This window comes from Lacrimispora amygdalina, assembly GCF_900205965.1.
Lineage (GTDB): Bacteria > Bacillota > Clostridia > Lachnospirales > Lachnospiraceae > Lacrimispora > Lacrimispora amygdalina_A.
Window position 1 is genome coordinate 219,080 of record NZ_OAOF01000002.1, and the last position, 18,955, is coordinate 238,034.

The 18,955-nt window shown below is 41.6% G+C and carries 16 protein-coding genes; 5 read left to right on the forward strand and 11 right to left on the reverse strand.

Annotated features, from left to right (window positions below):
* Positions 1 to 14: 14 nt before the first annotated feature.
* Entirely contained in the window at positions 15 to 2,618 is a 2,604-nt protein-coding gene (locus CRO04_RS03745; protein ID WP_097002889.1) for a cation-translocating P-type ATPase, read from the reverse strand.
* Between the two features lie 761 nt (positions 2,619 to 3,379).
* Here CRO04_RS03745 and CRO04_RS03750 point away from each other — a divergent pair.
* Both CRO04_RS03750 and CRO04_RS03755 read left to right on the forward strand, forming a co-directional pair.
* Complete coding sequence (locus tag CRO04_RS03750; protein ID WP_242974343.1) at positions 3,380 to 3,970, forward strand: glycoside hydrolase family 11 protein; 591 nt, start codon at positions 3,380 to 3,382, stop codon at positions 3,968 to 3,970.
* A 100-nt stretch (positions 3,971 to 4,070) separates the two neighbouring features.
* Positions 4,071 to 4,901 (forward strand): formylglycine-generating enzyme family protein, encoded by an 831-nt coding sequence (locus CRO04_RS03755; protein WP_097002891.1) that lies wholly within the window; start codon positions 4,071 to 4,073, stop codon positions 4,899 to 4,901.
* A gap of 44 nt (positions 4,902 to 4,945) precedes the next feature.
* On the opposite strand, the gene CRO04_RS03760 is transcribed toward CRO04_RS03755, so the two are convergent.
* The 4 genes from CRO04_RS03760 to CRO04_RS03775 form a co-directional block, all read right to left on the reverse strand.
* Positions 4,946 to 5,638: an aspartate/glutamate racemase family protein gene (locus tag CRO04_RS03760; protein ID WP_097002892.1), complete on the reverse strand. Its 693-nt coding sequence runs from the start codon at positions 5,636 to 5,638 to the stop codon at positions 4,946 to 4,948.
* A gap of 28 nt (positions 5,639 to 5,666) precedes the next feature.
* A complete protein-coding gene (locus CRO04_RS27140; RefSeq protein ID WP_097002893.1) occupies positions 5,667 to 6,608 on the reverse strand; it encodes a VOC family protein in 942 nt (313 codons plus the stop codon).
* An 18-nt stretch (positions 6,609 to 6,626) separates the two neighbouring features.
* Positions 6,627 to 7,010 (reverse strand): SdpI family protein, encoded by a 384-nt coding sequence (locus tag CRO04_RS03770; protein WP_097002894.1) that lies wholly within the window; start codon positions 7,008 to 7,010, stop codon positions 6,627 to 6,629.
* 255 nt (positions 7,011 to 7,265) lie between these two features.
* Positions 7,266 to 7,397, reverse strand: coding sequence for a DUF3784 domain-containing protein (locus CRO04_RS03775; RefSeq protein ID WP_097002895.1), 132 nt, complete (start codon positions 7,395 to 7,397; stop codon positions 7,266 to 7,268).
* 192 nt (positions 7,398 to 7,589) lie between these two features.
* Between CRO04_RS03775 and CRO04_RS03780 the strand changes: the two genes are divergently transcribed.
* Positions 7,590 to 8,651 (forward strand): helix-turn-helix domain-containing protein, encoded by a 1,062-nt coding sequence (locus tag CRO04_RS03780; protein ID WP_097002896.1) that lies wholly within the window; start codon positions 7,590 to 7,592, stop codon positions 8,649 to 8,651.
* Positions 8,652 to 8,703: 52 nt separating this feature from the next.
* On the opposite strand, the gene CRO04_RS03785 is transcribed toward CRO04_RS03780, so the two are convergent.
* Entirely contained in the window at positions 8,704 to 9,633 is a 930-nt protein-coding gene (locus CRO04_RS03785) for a DUF2628 domain-containing protein (RefSeq protein ID WP_097002897.1), read from the reverse strand.
* A gap of 289 nt (positions 9,634 to 9,922) precedes the next feature.
* On the opposite strand from CRO04_RS03785, the gene CRO04_RS03790 reads away from it, so the two are divergent.
* Together CRO04_RS03790 and CRO04_RS03795 are read left to right on the forward strand one after the other, a co-directional pair.
* Complete coding sequence (locus CRO04_RS03790) at positions 9,923 to 11,326, forward strand: AAA family ATPase (protein ID WP_097002898.1); 1,404 nt, start codon at positions 9,923 to 9,925, stop codon at positions 11,324 to 11,326.
* Positions 11,310 to 12,011, forward strand: a complete 702-nt coding sequence (locus CRO04_RS03795) for a hypothetical protein (RefSeq protein ID WP_097002899.1) — start codon at positions 11,310 to 11,312, stop codon at positions 12,009 to 12,011. Before CRO04_RS03790 ends, CRO04_RS03795 begins: the two co-directional genes overlap by 17 nt.
* 261 nt (positions 12,012 to 12,272) lie before the next feature.
* Here CRO04_RS03795 and CRO04_RS03800 read toward each other — a convergent pair whose 3' ends face one another.
* From CRO04_RS03800 to CRO04_RS03820, 5 genes are all read right to left on the reverse strand, one after another.
* Complete coding sequence (locus CRO04_RS03800; protein ID WP_097002900.1) at positions 12,273 to 12,845, reverse strand: hypothetical protein; 573 nt, start codon at positions 12,843 to 12,845, stop codon at positions 12,273 to 12,275.
* A 224-nt stretch (positions 12,846 to 13,069) separates the two neighbouring features.
* Entirely contained in the window at positions 13,070 to 15,208 is a 2,139-nt protein-coding gene (locus tag CRO04_RS03805; protein ID WP_097002901.1) for a polyribonucleotide nucleotidyltransferase, read from the reverse strand.
* A gap of 231 nt (positions 15,209 to 15,439) precedes the next feature.
* Positions 15,440 to 15,706, reverse strand: a complete 267-nt coding sequence (rpsO, locus tag CRO04_RS03810; RefSeq protein ID WP_097002902.1) for a 30S ribosomal protein S15 — start codon at positions 15,704 to 15,706, stop codon at positions 15,440 to 15,442.
* A gap of 185 nt (positions 15,707 to 15,891) precedes the next feature.
* Positions 15,892 to 17,232 carry an amidohydrolase gene (locus tag CRO04_RS03815; RefSeq protein ID WP_097003095.1) on the reverse strand — a complete coding sequence of 447 codons (1,341 nt, stop codon included), beginning with the start codon at positions 17,230 to 17,232 and terminating at the stop codon, positions 15,892 to 15,894.
* 5 nt (positions 17,233 to 17,237) lie between these two features.
* Positions 17,238 to 18,950, reverse strand: coding sequence for an adenine deaminase C-terminal domain-containing protein (locus CRO04_RS03820; RefSeq protein WP_097002903.1), 1,713 nt, complete (start codon positions 18,948 to 18,950; stop codon positions 17,238 to 17,240).
* Positions 18,951 to 18,955 lie beyond the last annotated feature (5 nt).

The window sequence follows — 18,955 nt, forward strand, 5'->3', positions numbered from 1 at the left end:
TCTTTTTACTGAAATTATTTTCCAATATCTCTTATTACTTTTGAAAGCTGTATTATTGCAGTCGGAATAATTGAAAGTCCATATACAATTCCAATCTGTGATCCGGTTAAAGATGTTACAGAAAACAGCTTTTCCATAACAGGAACAAATAAAACCAGACTCAGTAAAGCAAATCCAAATACAAATGATCCCAGACTATACCAGTTTCCTTTAAATCCCAGTCTGAAGATGGAATGTCTGCTTCTGCAGTTAAACCCATGAAAAAGCCGGGCAAGGGTTAAAGTGGCAAATGCCATGGTGCTGGCTGACGCCTCACCTGACTGCCTTAATCCAAAATGAAATGCGGTCATGGTAGATACTGCTATGAGAGATCCCTGAATCATAACCTTTGTCATAAATTCTTTTGTAAGGATACGTTCCTTCGGATCCCTGGGTTTCTGGCTCAGCAGTCCGTGTTCCGCCGGTTCCATGCCGATTGCAATTGCCGGCAGAGAATCCGTCAACAGGTTAATAAACAATAAATGGACCGGAGCAAATGGGATGGGCAATGCCATAATGGAAGTATAAAGAACGGAAAAAATTCCTGCCATATTGCCTGACAATAAAAACTGAATGGCATTTTTAATATTCCGGTATACATTTCTTCCATTTGCCACTGCTTTTATAATAGTAGCAAAATTATCATCTGACAGAATCATGGAAGCAGCATCCTTTGATACTTCCGTACCCGTAATTCCCATGGCAACTCCAATATCGGCCTTCTTAAGTGCCGGAGCATCATTCACGCCGTCTCCAGTCATGGAAACAATATTGCCTCTCCTCTGCCATGCATCCACGATACGGATCTTGTTCTCTGGAGAAACCCGCGCATAGACTGAGATATTAACAATCTTCTCATCTAACTCCTGGTTCGTCATGGCATCCAGTTCAGCACCGGTAACCGCTATATCTCCCTCTTCAAATATTCCAATCTGTTTTGCAATGGCTGTTGCCGTAATTTTATGATCTCCGGTAATCATGACCGGGCGGATTCCTGCTGTTTTAGCGTCTGCCACGGCTGCTTTTGACTCTTCCCTTGGCGGGTCCACCATGGAAATAAGACCAAGGAATATAAAATTATTCTCAGAATGAAGGGAAAGCACATGAGATTCTTCCACTTCCTTATAACCAAATGCCAGAACACGAAGTCCATTTTCTGAAAACATCATATTCTGTTTTAAAATATCTTCCTTATCTGCTTCAGTCAATTCTCTGATGCCCTGGGAGGTGCGTATACTCACCGTCCGGTCTAGTAACACATCAACCGCTCCTTTGGTCAGAATGGTCGGAACACCGTGCAGTTTGTATTTGGTACTCATCAGCTTACGGCCAGAATCAAAGGGAATCTCTTCCAGTCTGTGCATCAGATCCCTGATGGTACTATGGCTGACAGATATCTTTCCTGCCATTTCAAGAAGTGCGTATTCCGTAGGATCACCAATTCCTTTTCCATCGGAAATGGTGGAATCATTGGTCAGTACTGCATCATAAAGCAGATAGCGGTGAAGCTGATTGGTAAGAGTAAGCTCCTCAGGCTTATATATCTGATTATCTAAGTAAATTTCCTGAACCGTCATCTTATTTAGCGTAAGTGTTCCGGTTTTATCCGAGCAGATAACGGAAACACATCCAAGGCTTTCCACCGCCTTCAGTTCCTTGATGATGGCATTTTCTTTTGCCATTCGCTGGGTTCCCATAGCCTGGACAATGGTAACAATGGAGCTTAAGGCTTCGGGAATTGCCGCAACTGCCAGTGCCACTGCAAACATCATAGAATCAAGAAGCGGCATTTTACGATACAGGCTTAATAAAAATACCACTCCGCATATAGCCATGATTACCGTAGCAAGGTGGCTGGAAAACTGATCCAGGCTGACTTGAAGAGGCGTCTTTTTTTCCTTTGTGGCATTCATCAGACTGGCTATCTTACCGATTTCCGTCTTCATGCCGGTGTCCGTAACCACAACAACTGCTCTTCCGTAGGTGACCAGGCTTCCGGAATATACCATATTGGTTCTGTCTGCCAGTGGAACAGAAATCTCCAGGATTCCATCTTCTTTATCCACATTGGTGGATTCTCCGGTGAGAGAGCTTTCATTCACCTGAAGAGAATAATTATTTAAGATTCTTCCGTCTGCCACCACCATATCGCCGGCTTCCAGTATGAGAATATCTCCCGGCACGACTTCCCTGGAAGACACTTCCGTCTTCTTTCCATCCCTCATGACTTTCGCATTTGGTGAGGATAAAGATTTTAAGCTTGCCAGAGATTTTTGCGCCTTTTCATGCTGAACAGTTCCCAATACAGCGTTAAGTATAATAACTGCCATAATAACGATTGTGCTTTCCACATTTCCTGACAGCATGGAAATCACAGCAGCTGCCATCAGTATTACTACCAAAAGGTCTTTAAACTGCTCTGCAAATACTTCAACCGTACTTTTTTTCCTTCCCTCCTCCAGGATATTCTCACCTTTTTCCTTAAGAAGTTCGGACGCCTTTTCTGAACTCAATCCTTCTTTTTGTGTGTGAAGCTCCTTTAATATCTCAGCTTCGCTCTTCTGATACCATTCATTCAAACCAATCCTCCATTCTGACACCTTTTGAGATGCCACGCATCATAAATGTATACTTCCGCTTTGATTAATATTGACCAAAGTGAGTAAATAAAAAAGACTTTTAACGCACTCTCCTGAAAAAATAATTATTCAGAACAAGCACATTAAAAGTCTGGTAACCATAATCTGGTACGCACCGCCAGACTGTATCATTACAGCCAGGATGTTGACGGTACATTTAAACTACTCCCTTTTAATTAACTATGCAATTATAATGAGATACTGAAAGCTTATGAGTACTGATTATACCCGGGGCCATGACTTCTGTCAAGTAATTTTCACTACATAAAACGTATTTATCTGATCCTTGTTACCTTCTGATCATCTGTACATATAGGAAAAAGTAACTGTATTTGTTTCTTTATCACCTAAAGTATCGTAATAATATTAGTTAAATTAACTAAAGTTTCCATTTTTTGTATAATATAATTTACAAATGTTTTTTTATCTGATATCATATTTATTATAAAATTAATTTTCATTAATAGCAGAAATATCAGACTATTCTATTACATTCATTATTCTCCATGGCTGACTCTCAACCACACATAAATCCACCATAACAACAATACTGCTAATAAAATTGTGCAAATAAGAAAAGGAGGGCGCAAATAATATTTATATCGTATGTAGGTAAGTGTATCAATCAGTAATATCAAACAGGAGGGGTTAAAATGAATGAATTAAGCAAAAAGGTCTTTTCGTTAATTTTCGCATTAGTGATGTGTTTTTCAGGTATTTTTACCAGTACATCATTTGCAGCTACAGATTACTGGCAGAATTGGACAGATGGAGGCGGAACCGTTAATACCGTGAATGGTTCCGGAGGTAATTTCAGTGTAAGCTGGACAAACTGTGGTAATTTCGTAGTTGGAAAAGGATGGGGTACTGGAAGTCCATCCAGAATCGTGAATTATAATGCTGGTGCTTTCTCTCCATCAGGTAACAGTTATTTAACGTTCTATGGCTGGACAAGGAATTCCCTGATTGAATATTATGTGGTTGACAGCTGGGGAACCTACAGACCGACCGGAACCTATAAAGGAACCGTAAACAGCGATGGTGCCAATTATGATATCTATACAACCATGCGTTACAATGCTCCTTCCATTGATGGTTATCAGACATTTCCACAGTACTGGAGTGTCAGACAGTCAAAGAGACCGACCGGTAACAATGCTCAGATTAACTTTGGTAATCATGCAAATGCATGGAGAAGCAAAGGGATGAACTTAGGTAGTTCCTGGTCCTATCAGGCATTCTGCGTAGAAGGATATCAGAGCAGCGGGTATGCAAATGTAACAGTCTGGTAATACAGACAGTATTTTAAGAAGCCATTTATCTATGCACTTACCTACATACTATTTAAATATTATATGATCAGATAAAAAAGACAGAGAAAGGGACTTGTCTATGAGGAAGAAGCTGATCTTGCTTTTAATTGCTGCAATGATCGCAGCCTGCGGATGTTCCAAAAAGGAACAGGATCGTTTTGTACTTGTGGAAGGCAGGGCTGCTATCGCGGCATCAGCCGACAGGGTCCAGGAAGAACCGGCAATCCATGATTTTTACATAGGGAAATATGAAGTAACTCAGGAGGAATGGACTGAGGTGATGGGAAATAATCCTTCCACTTTTAAAGGCAGTGATCTGCCGGTAGAATCCGTAAGCTGGTACGACAGCATCGAATACTGCAACAGGAGAAGTGAAAAAGAGGGACTCAGCCCTTATTACAAGATTGATAAAAAAAACCGTGATCCTGAGAATATCTGTGATTATGACGATATTCGCTGGACCGTTACTGTTTTAGAAGGCGCAAATGGGTACCGCCTGCCCACAGAAGCTGAGTGGACTTACGCCGCCGGCGGAGGAGAAAAAACCCAGAATTATACATACAGCGGAAGCTCTGACGAAGAAGAAGCTGTGTGGTATTGGAGAAATGCCGGAAACGAGTATCAAAAGGGAGACTGGTACTGGCCTGACATCGAAGCCAATCAGACCAAACCCCACCCCGTTGGCAAGAAAAAAGCCAATGAGCTGGGAATCTATGATATGTCCGGAAATGTCCGGGAATGGTGTTTTGAATGGTATCAGGATACAAAGATTCCAATGGGCTTTTACCGGGTATGGAAAGGAGGCGGCTGGGTCGGAGATATTACCAGCTGTCAGATATCCTACCGAGGTAAGTTCGAACCAAACGGAAGAGGCGCAGATATGGGGATCCGTGTATGCAGGGACAGATAACCCTAAATATATAATTTGTATGAGACCGGTCTTTCATCCGGTCTCTACACCTCTAAGGAAAGCTTTGCTGCCTTAACCGCATGAATTTTGGTAGTATCAAATACAGGCAGATCCACATCTTCCTGCTGAATTAAAAGACCAATTTCCGTACAGCCAAGAATAACTCCCTGCGCCCCCCGGTTCTTTAAACTATCAATGATACGTAGATATGTTTCCTTCGATGTTTCCAATACAGTGCCAAGACATAATTCGTTATAGATAATACTGTTTACTGCCTCAATATCCTTCGCTTCCGGAATCAGAACGGTAATGCCTGCATTTTCCAGTTTTTCTTTATAAAACTCCTGAGTCATGGTATATTTCGTCCCCAGTAACGCTACTGTTGTAATATGATTCTGTTTTAATTCCTCTGCAGCCACTTCAGCAATGTGTATAATCGGAATATTAATTTTCTTTTTAATCTGGGGCACTACTTTATGCATGGTATTAGTGCCTATTAGAAGAAAGTCAGCTCCGGCTTTTTCAAGAGCTTTAGCAGCCGCAGATAAAATATTCCCGCTTTTCTCCCAGTCACCTTCCGCCTGACAGCGCTCAATTTCAGAAAAATCCACGCTGTATAAAAGTATCTTCGCTGAATGAAGTCCCCCCAGTTCCTGCTTTACCGTCTCATTCATAATCTGATAATATGTAACTGTACTTTCCCAGCTCATACCTCCAATTAACCCAATTGTTTTCATAAAGTCTCTCCTGCTTCTACTATCAAATTTAAAAGTATTTGCTGTACCCGCCTTTCGGAACAGCGTTTTCCAATCCTAATACTCTTGGCCATAAACCAGTATCTGCCGTAATAAAGCCCATTACCATCCCCATGTGGGTATGTAAATGCCTAAACTGCGCTAATATCAGGGTAAGCCTGCTGTATTCGCATCCCATGGCCTTATCCGTTAATTCATCGTCAGTCAGTTTTAAAAGATAATACGTAATCTTTCGGCTGATTTCATAAAAATAGTCATTGATCTCTTCTCTTGTAAGCCGTTTAACCGATACTGCATCCAGATTATTTAAATCCTTTTCATGAATTTCCGGTTCCGTATATTCCTTGTCTCTGGGATTGATAAACCACAGATCCAGAGAATGAAGCATGTGATAAATATGTTTCCAGCAGGGCATTTTACAATATTCCTTATTCCACAATTCATCGGTAACACAATCAATCACATTCTTTACTTCCCATAACGCCCGGTTCGTCTGTTCTGCTATCATTTCAGTCAATGCATTCTCTTTTTTTATCACCCTGTATGCCATCGGATGTCCTTCAGAAAACTGAACCAGATCCCACAAATTCCCGTACAGATCTTCAAATACTGCCACAATTCCATACTCCTGAGTCTTGGGCTCCCGGATAAAAGTAATCCCCAGCTTTTTCATCTCATCATAGTCTCTGTTAAAATCATCCGTTCCCAAAAAAAGAAACACTCTTCCTCCAGCCTGATTGCCGATAAAGGGCTCCTGTTCCTGTTTTGAGGCTTTTGCAAGCAAAACTGTGGTTCCATAAGCTCCGGGTGGAGAAACCACAACCCATCGCTTATCCTGTTCTGGCTGATATGTGTCTTCTATTAATGCAAAATGCAGCTTTTTAGTATAAAATTCAATGGCTTCATTATAATCCCTTACAACCAATGCAATGTGTACCAATGCCTGTGTCATCTGATTTTCTCCTCTTTTTTATAACTGTAAGCGTTTTCCCTCTTTATCAAAGTGCTTTCTTAATGCAAGTTCAGTGGGAATTATAGAACCAATCAGAATAACCATTTGTACGGTTATAACCAGCGTTCCGAACATACCTACTGTGTCTGTCCCCTTACCCAGGACAGCCAGCATTGCGACAAATGACGGAACAAGCATACAGAAGCCCACTATCTGCCAGACCTTCCCGCAGTGATGATGTGCAAACTCCCAGGTATCCTTATTTTTCATGGACATTGTAGTTCTGTATCCTGCCAGATTATTTATTTTTTGGGGCGGCTTTTTTTTTAAAAGATTACCAATCACAATCATTACAAGCGGAAGCAGCAGTTCCATTGCTGTTATAAAAATCCAAAAAGTCATATTTTTCACTCCTGTGTGACAGATTCCAGCTGTTTATAAAGGGTCTCAGTTTTTTCCCGCGTCTGATCATTCATCACATGCAGACCCTCATCAGTTCCAATTATTATAAAAGGGGGCCTGGAAGCATCTATATACACGTGGGCGGTCTCTGTTCCGGTATTAAATTTCCCTTTCAATATAGAGCCCAGATCAGAGCCATTCTTCTTTGTTAATTGAAAAGGTAAGGTTTCTTCCAGCTTTATAGTTTTTATACCTTCAAGGATTGTATTTTTCCTTTTCCTCCTGGCTTGACGTATTATATTCTGCTATAAGAAACGATCCGCGTCCTGTCAATAAAACAGCAGACAAAACCAACAGCAGAATAAATATAATCCAAACAGCAACCATTATGACTACCTCCTGAACTATTTATTATCAGGATAGTACAAATAACAAATAAGATCAAGTAATTAGACCATTTTATTTTGACCTTCAGTTATATTTATCCTCATCATATTAATCAATACTCCATTGAAGTATCAGACCAGATCTGATACCATTACATTATCAAACTGATTGATAGAACAGGAGGACAGACCCATGCCATTAAACACCGTTATTCGGGAAAAAAGAAAAGAAGCCGGGCTTACACAGGAAGAAGTAGCCGACTATTTAGGAGTCTCTGCCCCTGCTGTCAGCAAATGGGAAAAAGGAAGCACTTCACCTGACATCACACTGCTGCCTGCCCTCGCACGACTGTTAAAGACTGATATGAATACACTTCTCTGTTTTCAAGCCGAACTTACCAAAGAAGAAATCAGCCGGCTCTGCAAAGAGATTATGGATGTCATTCACAGCAAAGGATTTGAAACAGGTTTACTCTTAACGATGGAAAAAGTCCGTGAATATCCGACCTGCGGCCAATTTATTCACACTGCTGCACTGCTGTTAGACGGTGCCATGCTGATGACAGGTATGAATACCGAAGAAAAAAAGAAATATAGCAGTCAGATTACCTCCCTGTATATGCAGGCCGCCAGATATGGAGATGAACAAATCCGCAGCAAGGCAAATTTTATGCTGGCTACAACCTATACAAGAACTGGTAATTATGAGAAAGCACAAAAGCTGTTAGATCTGCTGCCAGACCATAACGCCATTGACAAACGGCCTCTTTTAGCAGAACTTTTGATCCAGGAGGGAAAAACAGATAAGGCTGGAGAACTGATAGAACGAAGACTTCTTATGGCAAACCAGGAGATTCAGATGTTATTAATGAAATTATCGGACATCGCCATAAAGGAGGGAAAGCCTCAGAATGCAGCAGAAATTTCGGAGCGGTCTTCCAAACTGGCAGAGATGTTTGGGATGCAGGAATATGATACTTACGCAGCTCCCCTTCAGACTGCCATTGACCAGAGAGATGTTCCAAAAAGCATATCCCTCTTAAAATCTATGCTGTCCTCCCTTCTTAACCCCATGGATCTGGACAACTCCGTACTGTACCAGCACATTCCAATGCCGAACTATACGAAAGATGTCCGTAATAAAATGATTAAAGTCATTCTCAGGGAACTGGAAGACGACCAGTATTCTTATCTTCATTCAAGTGAAGAGTTTGAACAATTAATGAAAAAGTTCCGTTCTGTGCAGGTGAAGTGAGGCAGATTTAAGCCAGGCCGCAGGAAGTTTCGCCGGCCCGGCTTAAATCCCTCTATTGAATACGTTGACACGAATTAACGATATCTTCACACGTGGATTTATATTTTTCAAACTGGCTTGGCCTAACAATCTGTACAATAATCGCAAATTTGTCAAAATCTTTAAACTCTGCTAAAGAGATAATATAATAATATTTATCACTATCCAGTTCACCGGAATATAGAACAGTTTTAATCCTCTTTTCCTCATCTTTTTCATCTCTCATAACCTCAATAAATTCCGGATTATCATGTTGTAACAGCAATTCATCAATATATGAAGTTAATGCATCTTCAGGGTTGAAGTTATCCGTATAATCTGCTTTATCATAATCTAAAACTCCTGTAAGCAGATCTTCATCATATGTCAGGCATTTCAAATCTAAAGAAGTATTCTCTTTCTCCTGTTTCCAATCTTCCGGGAATGTAAATGAAAAATGGTCCGTTTTAAAAGTTTTGGACTGCAGCACCTGTGAATGAGTTTCGTTCTCTCCTGTGGGAAAAAATGCAATACCGGCTATAACAGCAACAGCGAGAGAAACCACGATCAGTAAGGTAACGAAGATACTCAATACATTTGTACCCCCATGTCTTTTTATGTACTGTACCGCTTCCCATTGTGTCATATGGGAGGTTTGTTCTATCGTCTTTTTTGCTTTGTTTCGGTAATAAGAGTTTGCAAAGATTCCAACTAATATATGCAAAACCAGTCCGCCTCCTGGAATAATTGCTGAAAATAAAGAGAGCAGCCCAAATAAAAAAGCCTCTAAATACATTTTTCTGTATCCCAGCCAGTAAATCGAAAAAATGAACGCCGGCCAGTTCCAGCTTGCAAAGTTTGGTTGTCCCATTCTGCCACGCCATTGATTCCTGTAATACTGATAATTATCCCCTACGAATAATTCATCATTTCTGTCATCTACTATCTGTTGTTCCCCTGTCATTTCTGTTCCTCCATTGTAATGTTAATTTCAAAAATAATGCCTTAACTTATTATAAAATAAATTGTTACAAAAATGGTGTTAATGTAATAAATAGCACCGTGCATGTAATTTTTGGTAAATCTTTGTCGCTTTTATCCCCCGCCGGTCAATTATAATATCCATGTATTATCCCATTATTTACGAGCAATACTATAAACTGGTACAAATTGTATCGATATATGTTTTTTACATTGAGTTTTCTTTTATTTGTGTTACTATAATATCAATATTACTATTATAGGAGGAACATATGCCAGAAGCGATTGTCCGCATCAGCGAAATCCAGTTAAAAGATCTAAAGAATACAAAATATGGAAAGATAGAGATGCCATCTTATGCAGAAAAAAATTATTTTTCGGATCAGGCAGATCTTCTCGGTATTTATGGACAGAACGGATCAGGGAAGACTGCCGTAATAGAAGCCATGGACATCATCCAGACACTTTTAGCGGGAAAATCTCTGCCGGAAGATACGGTCCACTTTATATCCGAAGAATCAGGTACCTGCAGCATCACCGTCAAATTTCTGATTCGTTTTCCTGATCAATCCATTCTTGCGGAATATACTGCCCAATTTAAGAGGGTCACAAGTCATTCCATGGAAATATCAAGGGAAACCTTAAGTACTGCCATCTGGAACGGAACACGTTTTGATAGTAAAAAAACTCTCATGGATTACTCCTTATCACCTGACGGACCGGCTTTTGCACCAAAATACCGGTATGAAGCTCTGTCTAAAAGCGGCGAGGATATCCGTGTAAATTTAAGCGTGGCTAAAAAGCTGGCACAGAAAAATACTGCCTCCTTTCTATTCAGCCAGGAAAGCAGAAGCATCTTTCTGTCTGCTCCTGAACATATTACACAGGACTATGCACCGGTTATTGAAGCAATATATCAATATTCCAGCTTTAATCTATTCGTGATTTCCAGTGCTCATTCCGGCTCTATCTCCATGAACTCCAGACTTCCCTTCGCCTTCCGCTTAAATCTGGGCGGCCGGATTGCTAAAGGTGATTTAATGATCCGGCTTGATGACCCATCTGTTATCAGTAAGGAACAGTTTCAGCTTGTAAACCAGATTATTGAAGATATGAATTTAGTCTTATCCTCTATGATTCCAGGCCTGACCATTGGTATTCACAACTTTGGTGAACAGTTAAGAGAAAATGGCACGCCGGGTTATCGGATTCAGCTGATATCCAGACGTGGAGAGGTTGTAATTCCTCTTAAATATGAATCTGAGGGAATCATAAAGATTATTTCTGTACTGAACGTAATGATGTGTGTCTACAATCAGCCTTCCATGTGCCTGATTATCGATGAACTGGATTCCGGTATCTATGAATATCTGTTAGGGGAGATTTTATCAATCTTTGAAAAAGGAGCGAAGGGACAGCTAATCTTTACCTCTCATAATTTAAGAGCACTGGAGATGATACACAAAAGAAGCATTCTTTTCTCTACCGCCAATCCAGCCAACCGGTATATCCGCCTCCAGAATGTAAAAAGCAATAATAACCTGCGGGATTTGTATCTGCGCAGCATAACGCTTGGAGGACAGCCTGAGGAGATATATGAAGAAACTGACAGTGTAGAGATCGGACGCGCATTCCGGCGTGCCGGAAAGGCGGTTCCCTATGATAAACAAGACTAAGAAAGTCATTCTCTTTATTGCAGAAGGACCAACAGATGAGGAAACGTTAAGCCCTGTTTTAAAAAAGATCTTTCAGAAAGAAGACGTCCGCTTTCATATCGTGCATGGAGATCTCACCAGCAACTGGTCCGTCACTGCCCAGAATGCAGTGAAAACAGTGAACCGGCACATTGATACAGAACGAAAACGTTATGGATTCGAGAAAAAAGATATATTAAAAGTTATACATCTGGTTGATATCGATGGTGCTTTTATCCAGGAAGAGAAAGTGGTTTATGGAAAGCATGAGGAAATCCTGTATTTGAGGGACCATATTGAAACCCGTTTTCCGGAAACCGTCATCAACCGCAACAAACGGAAATCCCAGATATTATCCCGGCTTTCCCTTACCGGAAAAATCAGTTCCATCCCCTATTCTATCTACTATTTCTCAAGAAATCTGGAGCATGTGCTTCACAACAGCAGTAAAAATCTGACCAATGAAGAGAAAGTCAATTATGCAGACACCTTTGCAGACCGGTACTCCTTAGACCCTGCCTCTTTTCTCTCTTTCCTTTCCGGTAACGATTTTACGGTTCCCGGTGATTACAGGGATACCTGGGAGTTTATCAGCGAGGGGACGAATTCCTTAAACCGCTACAGTAATTTCCATCTTCTCTTTTCTTCTCTAACTGAAATCGGGTAGGAGGCGGTGACTAGCCGCCTTCTTCTCCAGGACCGTACGTACCAGTATCCTGGATTAAACTGATAAAATACGGTAAATCAATAAAATACCGACTCTTATCTCTCCTAAAATAGGCTTTATGATAAGAATCGGTGTTATATTATGCTCTAAAATTCTATTTTATCTACATACACTGAAGTCAACGGATATGCAAAAAACAAGTTAAGTTTTGGTGTGAAAGTTGTATTTTTATTATAATTAAAAATTATTTGCCAACTACTTTTAAGAGGAATATTCATTGAAACAAGAAACCGGCACTGTAACATCCCTTCCGCTCATATTTATGCTTCCTAAAGATACAGAACAACTTGCGACTGAATATGTGGGTCCGCCAATCAACATAATATAACTTGAGGAAGTTGATGTAATTCCCTTGATTTTAACATAATAATATCCATTTGATGAAGCGTTAAAAGGATATCCAATTGGAAATAATCGAGTTTTGGTATAAGAACCAGAAGATACCAAGTTAAGATCGGAACTATATATTTCATATTCAAATGGATTATCATTACAAGTAATATATTGTACACCAGCATTTAAGTAGACTTTATACCAATCTTCATCTGTTTTACTTGTATTCCCTTTCACTACATATTGATTTGTTCGATTTCCGCTAACAACCTGGGTTGGAGTTTCATAATTTGCTTGTATAAGTTGTGCAGTCTCCATGCTATTATTAGGTTCTGTTTCATTTACACTTTGTGCTTTAGAAATAAAACCATTTAACCACATCATACAAAACACCATAAAAACTGAAATTAATATTTTAAAGCCTTTACTTTTCCTTACCATATAACCACCCTCCACATTTTAATATAATAAGATATTTGCTTGTATTACTTAAAATAACTCACTATATAATATTATGCAGAAAAAGCCTTATATATTACCCGTTTTCATTATTACTTCTTTCTCTTTCATACTTGAGAATCCTGCTAATTCTGTTCGCCGGGTACACAAAAAACAGGCAGCAGACAGATTCATACTGTCTGCTGCCTGACTTATCACACAGCTATTTATTCTGTTACAGTCTCTTCTTTGACTGCCTTCGGCTCTTCTGCTTTTGGAGCTAAATCGCCTGGCTTCATGCTTAAGTTGATTCTGCCCATTTTGTCTACTTCCATAACTTTTACAGTAACCATATCTCCGATGTTCACTACATCTTCAACTTTAGCTACTCTCTTATCAGAAAGCTTTGAAATATGAATCATACCGTCTTTGTTTGGAGCAAGCTCTACAAAGGCACCAAAATTCATAATTCTTACTACCTTACCGGTAAAGATCTGTCCAGCTTCAATCTCAGTCACGATGCTCTTGATAATCTGAACAGCCCGGTCAATCATCTCCTGATCGGTTCCGCATACAGATACACTTCCGTCATCGGAGATATCAATCTTCACACCGGTCTCTTCGATAATCTTGTTGATTACCTTGCCCTGCTTGCCCACTACATCACCAATCTTCTGAGGATCAATGGAAATCTGGTCAATCTTAGGAGCATATTTTCCAACTTCCTTACGAGGCTCAGCAATGGCTTTTGCCATAACCTCATCAAGAATGTAAAGTCTTGCTTCTCTTGTAGTGCGGATCGCTTCTTCAATAATCGGTCTTGTTAAACCGTGAATCTTAATATCCATCTGTATCGCAGTGATTCCCTTATGGGTACCGCCTACCTTAAAGTCCATATCTCCGAAGAAATCTTCCAGACCCTGAATATCAGTTAAAACGATATAATCATCATCAGTATCTCCTGTTACCAGACCACAGGAAATACCAGCTACTGCCGACTTAATCGGCACACCTGCTGCCATTAATGACATAGAGGAGGAACAGATGCTGGCCTGAGAAGTGGAACCATTGGATTCCATGGTCTCGGAAACAGTACGGATTGCATATGGGAATTCCTCTGCTGACGGAAGAACCGGAACAAGGGCTCTTTCAGCCAGCGCACCATGACCGATCTCACGACGTCCCGGTCCTCTGGAAGGTCTTGTCTCTCCTACAGAGAAGGATGGGAAATTGTAGTGATGCATATATCTCTTGGAAGTTTCCATATCATCGATGCCGTCCAGTCTCTGGCTTTCAGATAAAGGTGCCAGAGTACAGATATTTAAAATCTGTGTCTGTCCGCGGGTGAACATAGCAGAACCATGTACTCTTGGTAGCATATCGATCTCTGCTGCCAGATGACGGATCTCGTTCATCGCACGGCCGTCCGGACGTTTATGATCCTTTAAAATCATCTTGCGGACCGTCTTTTTCTGATACTGGTAAATAGCTTCTCCAAGTACATCAAGCCACTCTTCCTTATCAGCAAAAGCTTCTTCCAGCTTCTGTGTAATATTACGGATATTCTCTTCTCTTACCTGCTTTTCGTCTGTAAAAACAGCAACTTCCATCTCTTGTGGAGTTACGATCTCTTTGATTGCTGCAAATAATTCTTCCGGAACTGCACAGCTGGTGTACCCATGCTTTGGTTTTCCGCACTCTGCAACGATGGTATCGATAAACTTAATTATCTCCTGGTTTACCTCATGTGCCTTAAAAATAGCCTCAATCATGATATCCTCAGGAACCTCATTGGCTCCGGCTTCTATCATGATTACCTTCTCTCTTGTGGAAGCAACGGTAAGAGCCATGTCTGAAACCTGCTTCTGCGCCTGAGTAGGATTAATCACCAGTTCTCCGTTAACAAGACCTGCCTGAGTGGACGCGCATGGTCCGTCAAAAGGAATATCAGAGATGCAGGTGGCAATAGCGGAACCTAACATCGCCGTTAATTCCGGACTGCAGTCCTGATCAACAGACATTACGATATTATCCAGAGTAACATCATTGCGGTAATCTTTTGGGAACAGAGGTCTCATCGGACGGTCAATCACTCGTGAGGTTAAAATCGCATTCTCAGATGCTTTTCCTTCTCTTTTGTTAAAGCCTCCCGGAATCTTGCCTACTGCGTATAATTTTTCTTCATATTCCACGCTGAGAGGGAAGAAATCAATTCCGTCTCTTGGTTTGTCGGATGCAGTTGCAGTTGCTAATACAACGGTATCTCCGTAGTGCATCAAAGCTGCACCATTCGCCTGCTTTGCCACTCTGCCCACTTCAACGGTCAGGGTTCTGCCTGCAAGCTCCATACTGAAACTCTTGTACATACTGGTATCTCCTTAAAAATTAAATTTATATTAAACAGTAGAAGATGCCGAAACTACTGATCTGCACGTAAATAAATTACGGTCCGGGCAGACAGCCGGAAACTTTCGTATCTTGCGTCTGATCCGACTACTTTACGTGTACATCAGCGGTCTCGGGGGATACTTCTACTTTTAACATCCTTTTCTTAATAGACAGATAGGGTGGAGAAGTTCTCCACCCTAAATGGTTTATTATTTTCTGATTCCTAACTTCTCGATTAAAGCACGATATCCATCCAGATCAGTTTTCTTTAAGTAATTAAGAAGTCCTCTTCTCTGTCCAACCATCATCAGAAGTCCTCTTCTGGAGTGATGATCTTTTGGATTCTGCTGAAGATGATCTGTTAATTCTGTAATTCTTTCTGTCAGAATTGCGATCTGTACTTCCGGTGAACCTGTATCGCCAGGCTTTCTGCCGTATTCAGAAATAATAGCTGCTTTCTTTTCCTTTGAAATCATGTTGATTTCCTCCTTAAATTTTAAATTCTCACCTTGTACCAAGCAATGGCTGGAGTGTCCGAAATACCGGGTACCGGCGTGTATTCATACGGATATAGTTTACCACAGGGGAAAATAGTTGTCAAATACTTCCGCGTACTTATATTGTTGCCGGATCATGAAATCTGATACCAGATACCTTAAATTTACACATCCAGTTCCCGGTTATTTTCCATATATTTTCCAAAATCCGTTTGTTTCATCTTATTGATAAGGGATCTTCGTATCTCTTCCATGTTGCTTTTTTTCAATTGTTTTCCCTCAACCAGACACTCTCCGGCTACATAAACAGCCTCTACATTGGACGGATTGGCGCTGTATACAAGTGCCGAATAAGGGTCATAAACAGGAAACATATTGGCAGAATCCGTCTCTATCAGCACCAGATCCGCCTGCTTTCCCGGTTCCAGTGAGCCTGTTATGGCGTCAAGTCCCAGAGCCTTCGCTCCCTGAATGGTTGCCATCTTAACAATGTCTCTGGCAGGAAATGCACTTCTGTCTTTCGTCTCATTTTTATGAAAATCCGCGCATAGTCTCATCTGAGTGAGAATATCTAATGTGTTTCCGCTTGCAGGGCCATCTGTGCCCAGTCCAACCGCAATTTCCCGCTTATTCATACCGCTTACAGGGGCCACCCCCTTAGCAGCTTTGGTATTGGATCCAATGCAGTGGGCAACCGCTGCACTTCGCTCTTTTAACAGATCTAAATCTTCTTCCGTCAGATGAATACAATGAGCTGCCAGTGTACCTTTCCCAAGAACCCCGATGCTGTCTAAATAGCCAACCGGAGTCAATTGTTTCTCTTTTTCCAGATATTCCATCTCATAGTCCATTTCTGCGGTATGAAGGGTGAATGGAACCTCATAGGAGGAATCAATGCGGTATGCCTCTTTTAGCACTTCACAAGAGCAGGTGGTCGTGCCGTGAGGTGCAATACAGGCTGTTATTCTGGGATGGTTTAAATATTTCTTAATAAGATCTTCCCCGTATGAAAGCGCCTCTTTCGGATCCTTAAAATCGCAGGCTCCTTCATCCATAACTGTCTGTCCGGCAATCGCACGCATCCCCATTTCATCCAAGGCTTTTGCAGCCTCTTCTTCAAAATAATACATGTCCATAGCTGTAGTGACTCCGGCCAGAAGCATTTCCCCTGCTGCATAGCGGGTGGAGAGATAAACCAGTTCCTGATCCATGGCTTTTTGCTCCATGGGAAATAGAAAGACACGCAGACGGTCCCTGCAGTCATCTCCAAGTCCCCGAAACGGAACCATTCCCATATGGGTATGAAGATTTACCATGCCCGGGATTAAAATTCCGTTTTTTCCGTCAATCAGTTTTGCATCCAGATGCCCCGCCTTCTCTTCTAAGTCCTTCATTTCACCCGCCATTGTGATCACATCATCTTCAAACATCACAAAACCGGGGCGATAGACATCCCCATTTTTATTCATGGTTACTACTGTAGCATTTACGATTACCGTTCTCACACTGATCAACCTTTTCCTTTTTCACACTCGTATTTTTCCACCAGGGGTATTCCCTGACGTTCCTTCGTATCAAACAATCCCTTGTCGCTGAGTTTCAACTCAGGAGAGACCAGAAGCGTTAAGGTTGAAACAGACATGATCACATTGCTGTTTTTATAGCCCATACCTTCCAGCTCCTTTCGTACTGCACCAAGATCTTCTGCCAGCTTATCCAGTCCCTCATCGGAGAGAATTCCGCCTGCCGCAAGATTAACAGAAGCAGTAATGGCACCCTCTCTTGCTGTTACATAGCCTCCCTGCATGTGAACGATACGGTTCTGCGCTAGAAGCATATCTTTTGGAGAATTTCCAAGAACCAGAAGATTATGGCTGTCATGGCTCCATGTAGTTGCTACTGCACCTGGCAGCTTTAATCCGTTTTCAACGAGACCGCTGGACACACTGCCATGTTTCCCATACCGTTCGTATACCACAGCAAGACACAAGCCTGCTTCCTGCCAGCAAAGGCAGTGGTCCTTGACTGGGATCCAGCGTTTCACGTGACGGATTGTGGTTCCGTACTCCTGTATCTGCATGACACAAACAAGAGCTTTGCCGTCTTTTATTTTACAGCGGTTCAGTTTGAAGTCAGATTCCAGGGCAAGACGGCATTTCACAGACTGGTAAAACTCATCAGGATATGCTGTTCTTTCTTCCCCTGTTCCATTCTCGTACCGTTTTCCGCTTTTATAAACTGCCATGGGATTAAAATGAACCAGATCCTTTAATATCACAAAATCAGCCTGCTTTCCAGGTGCAATCATCCCTCTGTCATGTAACCCCATTCTTCTGGCCCCTGTAAAGGTTGCACAATAAACCGCCTGCTCCGCAGCCATTCCCCGCTCCACTGCCAGCTTAAGAATCCGGTTTAAATGTCCGTTTACCAGATGATCCGGCATGACATCGTCAGTGACAAGTGCCACGTTCTCATAAAGCCTGTGAGTTACCACAGTATTTATGACATCGGGAGTCAGGGATTTCTCCTGAAGCTCCAGAAACATTCCCATGTCGGTTTTTTCCAGTACGGATTCCCGGGTCTGCTGGGTATGATCCGCGTCCACTCCGGCTCTGATAAAGGCAGCCAGATCCCTTCCTGTCAGGGATGGGCAATGTCCCTCTATCTTAATATCACGTCCTGCTGTCTGACACTGTTCAATGATGCGTTTTATTTTGGTATCCTGCAAAGAAATTAAATCCCGGTAGTTCATCACTTCTCCCAGGCAGATGACCCTCCCGTCTTCCAGAAGCTTAAGGACCTCTTCCTCTCCCATAACTCCGCCGGATGTCTCATAATCCGGGCCGGCCGCAGGAACACTGGAAGGAATGGCATAATAAATATCCAGATCTGTTTTTACGTCCATAAAACGCTTTATTCCAGTAATTCCAAATACATTGGCAATCTCGTGAGGATCAGCCACCACCGTTGTGACACCCCAGGGAAGAACTGCCCTGGAAAATTCTGCCGGTCCGATCATGGAGCTTTCTATATGCATATGAACATCAATCAGTCCCGGTATGATATATGTTTCCTTTGCATCTACCACAAGGTCTGCCTCATAACAGGAAGCAGGGGAAACGTCATAAAACTTTTCCCCCACTACTGCAATGTCTGCTTTTTCAAAACACTGCCTGTATGTCCGGTAGACCCATCCATTCTGAACAAGTAAGTCAACCTTCATATTCT